The sequence below is a fragment of the Paenibacillus sp. FSL K6-0108 genome, assembly GCF_045040695.1.
GTDB classification, from domain to species: Bacteria; Bacillota; Bacilli; order Paenibacillales; family Paenibacillaceae; genus Paenibacillus; species Paenibacillus pabuli_B.
Map to the genome: position 1 here is coordinate 5,605,338 of NZ_CP150288.1, position 12,326 is coordinate 5,617,663.

The 12,326-nt window shown below is 50.6% G+C and carries 8 protein-coding genes; all 8 read right to left on the minus strand.

Annotated elements, in window-relative coordinates; translation table 11 throughout:
• Window positions 1–5 precede the first annotated feature (5 nt).
• The 8 genes from nagZ to MHB49_RS25590 all read right to left on the minus strand — a co-directional run bounded on the left by nagZ (window position 6) and on the right by MHB49_RS25590 (window position 12,323).
• A complete protein-coding gene (gene nagZ / locus MHB49_RS25555; RefSeq protein WP_405153455.1) occupies window positions 6–3,446 on the minus strand; it encodes a beta-N-acetylhexosaminidase in 3,441 nt (1,146 codons plus the stop codon).
• Between the two features lie 10 nt (window positions 3,447–3,456).
• Window positions 3,457–4,620: an N-acetylglucosamine-6-phosphate deacetylase gene (locus MHB49_RS25560; RefSeq protein WP_405153456.1), complete on the minus strand. Its 1,164-nt coding sequence runs from the start codon at window positions 4,618–4,620 to the stop codon at window positions 3,457–3,459.
• On the minus strand, window positions 4,617–5,399 hold the full coding sequence (locus MHB49_RS25565; protein ID WP_405153457.1) for a glucosamine-6-phosphate deaminase: 783 nt from the start codon (window positions 5,397–5,399) through the stop codon (window positions 4,617–4,619). The genes MHB49_RS25560 and MHB49_RS25565 overlap by 4 nt, the downstream gene beginning before the upstream one ends.
• A gap of 39 nt (window positions 5,400–5,438) precedes the next feature.
• Window positions 5,439–7,715, minus strand: a complete 2,277-nt coding sequence (locus MHB49_RS25570) for an Ig-like domain-containing protein (RefSeq protein ID WP_405153458.1) — start codon at window positions 7,713–7,715, stop codon at window positions 5,439–5,441.
• Between the two features lie 59 nt (window positions 7,716–7,774).
• Window positions 7,775–9,334 carry an extracellular solute-binding protein gene (locus MHB49_RS25575; protein ID WP_405153459.1) on the minus strand — a complete coding sequence of 520 codons (1,560 nt, stop codon included), beginning with the start codon at window positions 9,332–9,334 and terminating at the stop codon, window positions 7,775–7,777.
• Between the two features lie 56 nt (window positions 9,335–9,390).
• Window positions 9,391–10,263 carry a carbohydrate ABC transporter permease gene (locus MHB49_RS25580; protein ID WP_247903260.1) on the minus strand — a complete coding sequence of 291 codons (873 nt, stop codon included), beginning with the start codon at window positions 10,261–10,263 and terminating at the stop codon, window positions 9,391–9,393.
• Window positions 10,264–10,281: 18 nt separating this feature from the next.
• On the minus strand, window positions 10,282–11,250 hold the full coding sequence (locus MHB49_RS25585; protein WP_247898764.1) for a sugar ABC transporter permease: 969 nt from the start codon (window positions 11,248–11,250) through the stop codon (window positions 10,282–10,284).
• A 395-nt stretch (window positions 11,251–11,645) separates the two neighbouring features.
• Window positions 11,646–12,323, minus strand: a complete 678-nt coding sequence (locus MHB49_RS25590) for a hypothetical protein (RefSeq protein ID WP_405153460.1) — start codon at window positions 12,321–12,323, stop codon at window positions 11,646–11,648.
• Window positions 12,324–12,326 lie beyond the last annotated feature (3 nt).

Genomic DNA, 12,326 nt, shown 5'->3' on the forward strand with positions numbered 1-12,326 from the left:
GCAAGTTACTTTGATGCTGTCATGCACTCCACCAGTGCCCGCAGTGAATAGTCGGAGGTTGAGCACAGCAGTATGCTTCCGGCTGCCTGCGGCAGTGCTTCGTCATCATAAGGATTGCGGAGCACCAGATTCAGCAGTGGCTTAACTGCAGCCAAGGCCTCAGCCAGAGCCAGCTGACCTGTGAATAGATGTGCATTAAGGGTACCCTGGATAACAACATCCGCATCCGCAGCTTGCTGTATCAAAGACTCGATCTGCTCGGCTTCCGGCTTCATCGAGCAGTAGCGCGTCACTACCCTTAAGCTTTCACCCTTCAACATAGAGGGTAACCCGATCTCGGCAGAACCACTATTATCAGCCTGGGTCAGCTGCTCCTGCTGCGGCAGAATCAGCAAATATTTCAGTGAATTGTTGAGTGGCAGCAGACCCTGCGGGTCACGACTAACTTTTACGGTCATACGAGCCAGCTTCAGTGCCGCTTCCCCCAACTGCTCTCTGGCAATTGGCTGTGCAGCCGCTTGGTACTGCTTGAATTGGTCATACAGCTGCCGAATACGAAGAACCGACTCGTCTATTCGCGCTTCGTCGATGCGCCCATCACGCACAGCAGCCTGAATACCTGCGATGACCCGATTCTGGAACTCCGGCGTATGGCACATCAGGATCATATCGTTCCCCGCCTGAACGGCCAGAACTCCCACGTCTTCCGGGCTGAAATTGTTGCGAATTGCCCCCATTTCTATATCATCGGTGCAGATCACCCCTGCAAAGCCCAACTGCTTCCGCAGCAGTTCCGTGACAAAAAAAGGACTGAGTGAAGCCGGAAGTCTGCCCGATTCCGGAATGTTGGGAAACACCAGATGGCCTATCATGATTGAATCTGCCCCAGCTTCAATTGCCTCAATGAAGGGAAGCAACGGCCCATCTTTCAACTGCTCCATCGTTAACTCACATTCGGGCAGAACGAGATGCGAGTCTCCGCTCACTTGCCCGTGTCCGGGAAAATGCTTTGCCGTCACAGCCACACCTGCTTCATGCATCCCCTGAATATAGGCTCGACCGAAATGAGCCACCAGCTGCGGGTCCTCTCCAAAGGAACGAACACCCACAACCGGATTATCTATATTCGTGTTCACATCCAGCACAGGTGCCCAGTTCATGGGAATACCAAGGGAGTGCAGTTCACTGCCGATAATTTTACCAAGCAATTGAGCGAGTTCCGGATCTTCACTTAACCCGATTGCCCGGTTGCCAGGGATATAGGGGAAAAAGGATTTAAATTTGGACAGCGTACCGCCTTCTTCATCTACCGAAACATAATAAGGCACAAGGCCGCCGTTATCTTTGACTATGTTCTTCACTTCTGCAAGCAGCGCATGTGTCTGCTGCTCGCTCTCAATATTATGGGGAAAGATCCCGATGCCCCCAAATCGGTGCTGTGCCATTCTGCCGCGAAATTCCGGCTCGGCCCGAGTCGATGGAGTGCCTATTACGCACATCAGGGCTATTTTGTCTTTCAAGCTCATTGCCGTCAGGTCGGGTTCTGGATGGATTGTATTCAGACCCAATTCTTGATAAAGCGTTTGCTCCAGATAATCATGCAGATAGAACCTGGATTTCACAAAATGTTCTGCCATATCAGAGGGTTGATAACGCTCCAGTGCTTCCTTCATCCGAGGCAGGACACCCTCACGCCCACGGCGGTTTCGCGTATAATTGTTATGGAGTGAACGCCACTCCGCATCGTCTCCGGGGTACAGCTCCCAGCGGTAAGCATACTTATGGATTGCCCGCGAACGATCTGTCGCCACCTCAAAATCATGCATGATCGCAATCAGTTCTGCTTCTTCCTTATGCTCGCGTACTTCGTCCATCAGCTTCCAGATCACATCATAATAATCCTCTACCCTGTAATTGCCGAGCAGGTTGTGTCCGATAACAGGATCAATGCCATGAAACCGTTCCAGAAACCGGTCGATAAAAGTGGCGGTATCCGCCTTGCGGTTCCAGGCCAAATCCGCATGCAGCAGCATGGGATACCAGGTAGTTTCAAAAATACCATACGGAACACCGAGGCTGAAAGGCCCCGTCCAATTGGTAGCAACCACGCAGCCAAGCTTCAACTTGTCGGCCGTCTCAGCCCACTGAAGCAAGTTGTCCGTCCGGTTCAGCAGTACCGGATAATTCTGATGCTCAGCCCAGTCAAAGCTGCGAACTGCTGGCGCTCCCATCACTTCAATACCGAGCGCCCTGAATTTATTGGCATGCGAAGTAACCTCTGCTTCGATATTGCGCCCGTTATAGATCCAGATCATGGCGACACTTCGCTGATCCAGCTTAGCCAGTTCCTCTGGCGGACATTTATCCAGCATGTCATGCCAAAAAATGGGCTGTTTCCCCCGTTCTGCCGTAAATGCAATCAGACGATTCAAAAAGGCGATAAACGCTCGTTCCCGCACACCTCCAAACTCGATTTTGCAGCGCTCGCATTCACATAGGCTGTAGACCTCGTCACAGCCGAGGTGGATATAACGCGATTCCGGGTGGGCGTCGATCATCTCCTCAAGTAAGGTGGTTATCAACCCATAGGTCTGCGGATGTGATGGGCAAATCTCTCCGGTGGACTGCTCTGTCTCGCGAAGATGCCGCCAACCTTCGTGGCGTAATACATATTCCAAATGTCCAAAGCTCTGCTGGAGCGGAATAATCTCTATAAAGTGCTCATGAGCATTACGCTTCAATTCTTCCAGCTGTGAATGGCTTAACGCATGCCGGGGATGTGCGAACTCGGGATGTGTCCTGAATGGAAATTTATCCTCGTATTCAATCAAAATCGCATTCGTCTTATAACGGGCGAATTCAGCCATATAGCCCGTCAGCAGTTCCGGCTTCGAAAACGTCTGACGCAGGTCGAAATTCATGGCCCGCAAAGGTGTATCCGGCCAGTCCGTTATAGACACCGCCGGGATGGCACCATCCGGTCCGTGCAGCTGCACCAATGTCTGCAATCCGTAAAATAGCCCCGCCGCATCCAGTGCGTATACCTCTGCCCTTCCGGCCGATACCTCCAGCTTATAACCTTGTGGACATCCGGCCAGCCCCTCAGGGTCCGTTTCATCTTCTTCAGTGAAAGAAATCATACTTGAACTGGGCGGGTCCTCCTGTTGGACGCTCTGAGCTTCATGAACTGAATGACCTGCACGCGCTTCATAGGCCTCTTCGACCTGCTGCATTTCCTGACCTGAGAGTCGTTCAATTACTAGCCAATAACCTTTTTCTATCCTTGAGCATGTATATCCCATCCCCGGAAATGCACGGCGGCAATGAATTTCTAATCTGGGATCATCCTGTTCCATGAAAAGACTCCATCTTTCCTCACCGGTCAGTCGTAAGGGGCCTCCCTCGGTCGCTGCAATCTGCTTCGGTTGTGGTATCAAGCTCTGCATCGCTCTCCTCCTATTCGTAGCTCTGTGGCCCTAGCTGCCCATTCTTCCAGCACTGCAACACACTCAACTTTCCATCGTCCATGTTGAAGCTAACGATATCCGCAGGGGCCCCGATCGCAAGTCCTGCGGCCTGTTCAAGGCCAAGCAGCCGGGCCGGATGCACCGATGCACAATTCCAGGCATCGGGAAGCCCGGACAACCCCGCTTTCACGAGATAACCCACCTGATCCGGCAGCATCATCGCCGAGCCAGCCAACAGCTCCGGCTTGCCGGCAAGGTGCAGCCGACCTTCCGCCGTCAATACCACATCTCCACCGATATGCAGGTGGTAGGAACCTGGCGGCATACCGCTCAGTGAGACGGCATCACTGACCAGAATGGCTCGATTACGTTTCATCCGGAGAATGACGGCCAGCACAGACAGCGGAAGATGATGACCATCGGCTATCATGCATCCATACAACTCATCGGCCGCCAGCTGTTCCCACAGGTAGTTCGGATGACGTGGAAGCATCAGGTGCGCGCCGTTGCCAAGATGTGTAGACATCACTGCTCCTGCGGAGACCGCTTCCCTGATCTGCTCTGGGGTCGCTGCCGTATGCCCAATCGAGACAAGAATGCCGGATTCGCAGCACCGGGCAATAAATGAAGCTGCACCAGGCCACTCCGGGGAAAGGGTAATGATGCGAATCAACCCATCGGCGGCATCCTGCCAACGACTGAGCGCCTCCCAATCCGGGGGAACAATATGCTGTCTTGGGTGGGCGCCGCGTGGGCCATCCTCCGGCGAGAGGAATGGGCCTTCCAGATGAATGCCCACAATTCCCTCGGCCGCATCCCGGTTCAGCCGAACGGCTTTTGCAATGACAGAAGCCGCATCAGCCAGCCGTACGGAACTGTTCGTAATCAACGTTGGGCAATAGCTAGTAACACCTTGCCTTTGCAGCTTCCGGGTCAGCTGCAACACCGTATCTGAACATAGCGGTGCTGTGTTCAGATCCAGCCCCCATCCGCCGTTCACCTGTAAATCCACCAGTCCGGGCGCAAGCCAGGGCAGGCAATCTACGGGAGGCGGCATTTCAAGTTCAGTAACAGAAGTGATACGTCCCTCTCTGACCTCCACCTCAATTGGCAGCCCTGTTCTGTAGTGCTTCCCGATCATTGGCACGCTCACAGGCCGTAGGCTTCCCGGTCTGTGAACATCGTGATTTCGGGATGGGTACGCAGGATGGTAGCAGGACATGCCGTGCTGATCGGATCATGTAAAGCTGCTGCAAGTGCACGCCGCTTGGATGCTCCCGGCACAATCACAAACAGCTCCCTTCCAGCCATTAACGTTGGCACAGTCAGGGTCAACGCCTCTGCAGGCACATCATCCAGATGGGCAAAGCAACCATCATTCACCTGCTGACGGCGGCAGGTTTCATCCAGCTCCACTGCTTTGACCACTCTCGGATCTTCAAAATCGGCAACTGGCGGATCATTGAAGGCGATATGGCCATTTTCTCCGATCCCGAGGCAGACGATATCAATTGGAGCCGAACGCAGCAGGTCTCCATATCTCTGACACTCCTGCTCCACATCTTGTAGCCCATCCAACAGCTCCACCCGCCCAGGCTGCACCCGACTGAACAGCCGATCCGTTAAATATTGGCCAAACCGCTGGGGAGCCGTATCCGCCAGCCCCATATATTCATCCATATGAAAGGCACAGACCCGCGACCAATCAATGCCTTGCTCCCGTACCAGACCTTCATACAATTCGTTTTGCGAAGGAGCCGCAGCGAACACCATGCGTACCTGACGCTCCGAATCCTGAAGCAGCTGTCTTAATCGGGCCCCAACCGCAGCCGCAGCCGCTGCCCCCATCTGATTCCGATCAGCATAAACCTGCACAGACATACGCTCAACGATATGAGTCTTGAGCGGTTCCATCAAATCATTCACATTCATGTGCGTCATCCTCCTTCAAGCCATTTCTCATATGCTTGTTTAATTGCTGGCATTCAACATCAACAGCGTTGTATGCGGCGAATCATGACCTACTGCGTAGTAATAGCCGTTGTAACGGATTCTGCGAGGTTCAAATCCAACCTGTCTTCCCTGCCCAACTGCTTCCGAGGCAAGCATCACGCTTCCGTCTGCTCCGGTTGTCCCGCTGATGTAACGTCCTGCCGCATAAGTAAATCTCCCCTCGACTTTCGCCCCTGTAAGTACCGCGCCTGAATCATAATCTCTGACCTTCATCGTAACAGTTACTCCTGATCCGCCATAGACCAGATTCATATCTGTTACTATCATCGGCTTCAATGGGGTGCTGCCGGTGGTCGTCGACACTTCATCGGTGAGTGGACCGATATTACCGCGCATATCGCGGGCCGCAATACGGTAGTAATATGTCGTATCCGGCAGCAGTCCCTTGTCCTGATAATTCAGGGCGCGGGCGAGTCCGACGATATCCGCAGCGACAGGCGTGAACCCCTGCACGGTACTTCGGTAGATCACATAGCGTTCCACTTCCATGTTATCCGAAGCCATTCCATAATTCAGATGTACAGTTTGATAATCAGTAGCCTGAATGGACGGAACCCCTGCAAGGGCTGTAGGAGCTTCCTGGTCATCCGGCGCTATCCATACCACACCGCCTGGTCCCCAATAAGAAGGAAGCGCCCGGTAGGAATCATAGTGATGGACGGCAATACCGCCAAAGGCGCTGTTCTGCCCGTAAGCTGCATATACCTTATCCAGCTCGGCTTCCATGTGGATGCGGCCCTCCTCCCAGAAGGTAATGGCCTCCGGGTCGCCACTGTTGGCAATATCCAGCGTTTCCACACCAATCACCACGGAATTTGGCTTGCCGATCTGATCTGCGTATGCCAGTTCTCCAGCAGCTCCGGCAATAATGCCAGCGGAGCCATCTGCCGTATCCCGGTAATCCATAATGGAGATATAGTCGGAGATATCCTGAACATGCTCAGACAGCCATTTGCTGGAGCCATTCCATGAAATATTCGCTGCTTGATCCGATGTGTCATACCACTTGGGCACGGCAGGGCCGAACGGAAGCCGGATGCCGGCGGTATCCCTGCGATCAATCATCTTTTGCAGGCCATCCAGATACTCCTTCTGCAGGAAATGACTTGGGTCTTTAAAGTCAGGAGAAATGTAAGGCTCAATATCCACATTAATACCGTCAAATTTCTCCGTGTCCCCCGCTGCAAGATTGTAATTGATGACCTGCTCCATTTCCTGCACAGCATGGTGGTGATATTTCTCGTAAGCACCCATATAGGCCGGCGTAGTGCCGCCTGCAATTAACGCATGCACCTGCAAATTGTTGCTGTGCGCCCAACTCACGAAAGAACGCAGCTCCGCTTCCTGCGCTTCTAGCGCATCGTATCCGGCATAACCGCCCACTGCGAAATAAAGTGTCTGGACCGGTGTTTGACCGAATGTCTGCGTATCCGTGATAAATGATTCCAGCACCTGGCGTGATCCAGGGTTCAGCAGCAGTTTATAACTCTCCGGTTCCCAGATCCACATGGCGCGCTCCTGCACAGGAAGAGGAACAGCCGTCTCATGCGCCCCGGTTCCAACCTGAGCATACACCGTCGGGCTATAACCATAACGCTCCGGTGCGCTGGCCGCTCTGGCCTCCAGACTGACCGTGCGATCGCCAAGTCCCGCCGTGTCCCAGCTGTATACATATTCAGGGCCTTGCTGAACAGCTTCCTCCCATGGCCCGCGGTTCACCCGAACCTCTACCAGCATGATCGGAAGTGGAGAACTGGTCTGGACAGAGACCTCCACCTGACCGCTAAGAGACACGCCCTCGGATGGCCCAGTTATGGTTACAACAGGGACAGCACCTGCCGGGTTATTAACGGTAAGAATGGCTGGCTGGCCCCATACCCCGTAACGGGTGGACGTATCCAGTCCACGGACCACCAGTTCCACAGTCCCGTTATAGGCCGACGTATCCAGCATATACGACCAGGTGCCGCTGTCATCCCCTTCCGGATCATGTAATACCACTTCGAATTGAGCCGTTCCGTTCACAAACAGTCGAATGTCATATAGGTCGGTATAACTGCCCCCAATTTCCACCAGCCCTCCATCTGACACATAACCGCCCGCAGGGGCATCCAGTGAAATTGAACCCGCCGCTTCTGCCTTGCCAGGGACAGCTATTACAATGGACACCAACCAGATCAACAGAAACAATCCCAGTCTGAATCCGGAGTACACACGCAGATGCTGTTTTTTCATAAGCGAAGCCTCCTTTTGCCATTCTGTAATGGTCTAGGATTCCTGTGCCGTACATTCGCTCATTTCGCACTCAACTGAACATTCTGAACACGGTCATACGCTTCCTTATAGGTGTTCAGCAACTTATCTACCCCAAGATTGTTGATTTCCTCCACATATTTCTCCCAATCCGCCAGGCTCCGCGAACCCGTAACAAATTTGGCAAAGCTCTCGTCACGGTGCTTTTTGATCGCCTGACCCGTAATGGATATGACTTCATTTTCTGCTTCTGTAAAAGCAGGTCTTGGCTGCATTGCAGAAGGATCATATTTGACCGCTTCTTCATACGCATGCTTCAAATCGTCCGAGAAAAGCGACAAGTGGGCGTTAAAATCAATCCAGGTGTAGGTCCCGCTCGTTTGAAGTCCTGTCTGCTTGCGCATTTCAATGACATCGTTATACTCCGGCTTGAACTTGATCGTATCGCCTTCCTTTACAAAGGTCTCGCCTTCCACACCCCAGCTGCTAAGTGTGCGCCCTTCCTCGGAATAAAAAAAGTCCATATACTTCATCACATCATCAATGTTTTTGGAGGTCGAGGCCACCGTCAATCCGCCTTCCATATAATGAAAATACGGATTCAGCTGTTTGCCCCCAGATATGCCTGCCGGAGGGGCCATAAACTGCATGTTGAACTCCGGATTCTCCTGCTGCATGGCATTATTGAAAAAATCTATCCGACTGATATAATCAATGGTCACAAACGATTTACCTGTCGATACCATATCCTGCCACTGCTTGGTTTGTAGGGATAAAAAGTCGGGTGGGACCAGCCCTTCATCGTAAAAACGTTTCCACATCCCAACCATGGCCTTGTAATTATCTTCTGTTGGTCCATAACGCCATTCTTTCTGGTCAAAATCATAGTAGGCACCCTCACCCGTTCCGTAGTTCACCGTCATATTGGCATTCATCTCATCCGGGATCTGACCGTAGCGGATGGAGAGCGGATAACTGTTTGGGTATTTCTCCTTCAGTGTCTTCAGTGCCTCATGCAGCTCCTCATAGGTTGTTGGAACCTGAATGCCTTCCTTATCAAAAACATCCTTACGGTACATCCAGATCATACGATTCGTCTCACCGAAACCCTGATTGGGGAACATATACATTTTACCGTCGGCGGACAGGGCCGCCTTCGCCTCCTCAGGATATTCCTTCATCCATGCCTTCAGATTCGGCATACTGTCCATATGCTCCATCATATCCACCAGTGCACCCTGTTGACCGAACTTGTTTGAATCCTTTCGATTCGGCATATACATCAGATCAGGCAGCGCTTTGGAGGCAATGGCCAGGTTCAGGCTCTCATCCAGTTTGCCAGAAGGTGTCTGCACTTCCAGCGTGACGCCAGTCTTTTCCTTTAACCAGCTCCAAACGGGCCAGCTCTTGGAATAAGGGAACGTGGCATTATTGTCCAGCAGCGCCGTAAAGGTCTTTCCCGCTCCAGTGGAGTTATCAGTGATTCCGGTACTGTTCCCCTTGCTATTCGTTTGAGGGTCGGCACCATTGCCGCCGCTACACCCTGCAACCATCGTTACTGCAATCAACAGGGGAAGTATTACCGATTTCCATTTGCCCATAAGCTTCTCTCCCTTAATCTGAATTTACGGTGCATTTCCTTGTTAGCCTATAGACCTCAGCCTTTGACCGCACCTACCATAGCTCCCTTGACGAAATACTTCTGTACAAACGGATAAATGACCAGAATAGGCAGAGTTGAGACCATAATAGTTGCATACTTCAGCGATTCCTCCACCACCAAGTTATCTCCCCCAATAGATGTTACGTCGCCTGAGCTTGCACTGCCGGCCAGCACGAGATTACGCAGCAGCACCTGGAGCGGAAACAAATCGGGAGATCTTAAATAGAGCAGCGGGAAGATGAAGTTGTTCCACATACCCACGGCATAAAAAAGGGCAATCGTGGCAAAGGATGCCTTGGACAGCGGCACAATAATACGGATGAAGATGCCAATATCGTTCAGACCGTCCATACGTCCCGATTCCTCCAGCTCTTTGGGAATGCCTGAGAAGAACGTGCGCATCAGAATGAGGTTCCAGGTGCTGACTGCCCCCGGGAGAACCATGCCCCATACGGTGTCCACCAGATTCAAGGAACGGACCACCAGGAATGTCGGAATCATCCCGCCGCTGAAAAACATGGTAATGACGATCAAGACGGTGAAGCTGTTGCGCAGTGCCATGTCCTTTCTGGACAATGCGTAAGCTCCCGTTGAGGTGACCACCAGCGAGATGATTGTGCCAAGTACGGTATAAATGATCGTATTTCGGTAAGCCGTCCAGATTTGCGGATCACCCAGCACCAATTGGTACATGCTCAGATTGAAGCCCTTGGGCCAGAAGGAAATATTATTTTGCATGACGTTCACATTGCTGCTGAGGGAAACCGCCAGCATATGAAGGAACGGATAGAGTGTGATTACCACAACAAACAGCAGAATCAGGGATGCTACAACGTTAAACCAGGAAAAACGGAGTGATTTCACGATTTCACGTCACACCTCTTTCTACCATAAACTGGTTTCACTTAATCGGCGGCTGAGCCAGTTGGCCGTGCAAATGAATATCAGACTGATGACTCCCATGAACAAATCAATGGATGCACCATAGCTGAAATTCCCCTGTACCATGCCAACCCTGTAGACATAAGTGCTAATAATATCAGCTGTATCGTAGATCGCCGGATTCTGCATCAGGAAGACCTTCTCGAAGCCGATCTCCAGCACTTTGCCGATATTTAGAATCAATGTAATGACGATCGCGGGAGATATGCCGGGCAGTGTGACATGCCAGATTTTACGCAATCGGCTTGCTCCGTCCATATCCGCGGCTTCATACAATTGAGGATCGATTGCAGTCAGTGCGGCCAAATAAATAATGGTCTCCCAGCCGATATGCTGCCAGATTTCTGACAGGACATAGATGCCCCGGAACAGCCCCGGCTCATTCATGAAGTTGATCGGTCCGATGCCGATACCTGCCAGCAAATTGTTAATCAGTCCCCCGGTTGGGGACAGGAACATAATCACCATACTCGCCACAATAACATTGGAGATGAAATGCGGCAGATAGCTGACCGTCTGTACAAAACGCTTGTATGCTGCCCTTCGTACCTCATTGAGCAGAATGGCAAGCAGGATTGGAGCCGGAAAGCCAAACACCAGCTTATACAATCCCAGCAGAAACGTATTTTTCATCAGCGGCCAAAAATCGGGATTCTCCAGAAACATTCGGTAATATTTGAACCCCACCCAATCACTGGCCCAAATTCCTTTAAACAAATTGTAATCCTTGAACGTGATGACCAGACCAAACATCGGCGCATAGCGGAAGATCAAATAATACAGGAGGCATGGCAGGAAAAGCAGCCATAGCGCCTTGTTCCTGTTCCAGGTTCTGATCAAACGTGACTTCCGCCGAGGCGGCCGGTGTGCTTCCTTTTGCAGTATGTGCTGCGTTACGCCAGCATCAGCCATCGGCATGCCCCCTCTTGCTTTAATGATTGTAATCGACCTATATGTTAGATAACTTACCCACGGATTCCGGGGTTCGTCTCCGAATTATAGCGATAATCGTTTGGAAAGCGCTATCTACATGTTATATAACTTTTCGTATTTACCCCTTTTTTCCATATATCCGTGTATAAATCAGTAAAAATGCATATTGTTTGTGTCAGATTTATGCCGCTATGATCGGATTAACTCTGCTGACCCATGACATGCTTCTGTCTTTACTAAACCGATCCTTGATAGATTGCACAGGTGAGGAGCACAGACCAAAAAAAACGCGATTCACAGAGGTAAATAACCTTGTAATTCGCGCTTTATCGTTTCGTATTCATTGGTCATTGACTTTGGCTTTTACATGAAATTCAATTAGATATTTTTTTTATCCATTCACTATTATTCCAGATTTCAGGATTGTCAATAATCTGATTTTCTCCACGTACAGTGGAATCATAGCTATCCTTACCACTAGTATACCAATCAACAATGACTAACTTTTCATTCAAACTTTGGATAAGAAATTCAGTAGGTTCAGCAAAGCTCCCTACATCCTTTTGGACACGTGCATCTAATTTTAAATAAAAAAAACTTTTATCGTCTCCAACAAATTCGACTTGTCTAGCCCCAATATCAACACTTGTCACCAGGTTATAAGTGAGCTTATTCTTAAGGAATAACTCATATTGGGTTGTAATTTTTTTTTGCGTATATTGTTTAAGGCTTTCGTTATTCATATACTTGTCCAAATTGATGTCTGCACCGTTCCAGGTTGCTTTATAATATTCAGACAGAGCTTGCGCACACATTGTATAAGCTGTTTCAAAATCCAAAACAGACAGATTATTTTCATCCACAGCTAGAAAAACTTCGGAATTTCTTACTGAATTCTCTTTTGTGCTCGGCGAATTTTTCGTATGGTTAGCATCCTTCGTACTGATGTCTTCCGCAACAACAGCAGTTTTATCTTCGTTAGCACTATTCTTAGCCTGATCGCATGCGCTAAGGGTGACTAAAATAACTAATAACAAACACACTCGTTTCATTGC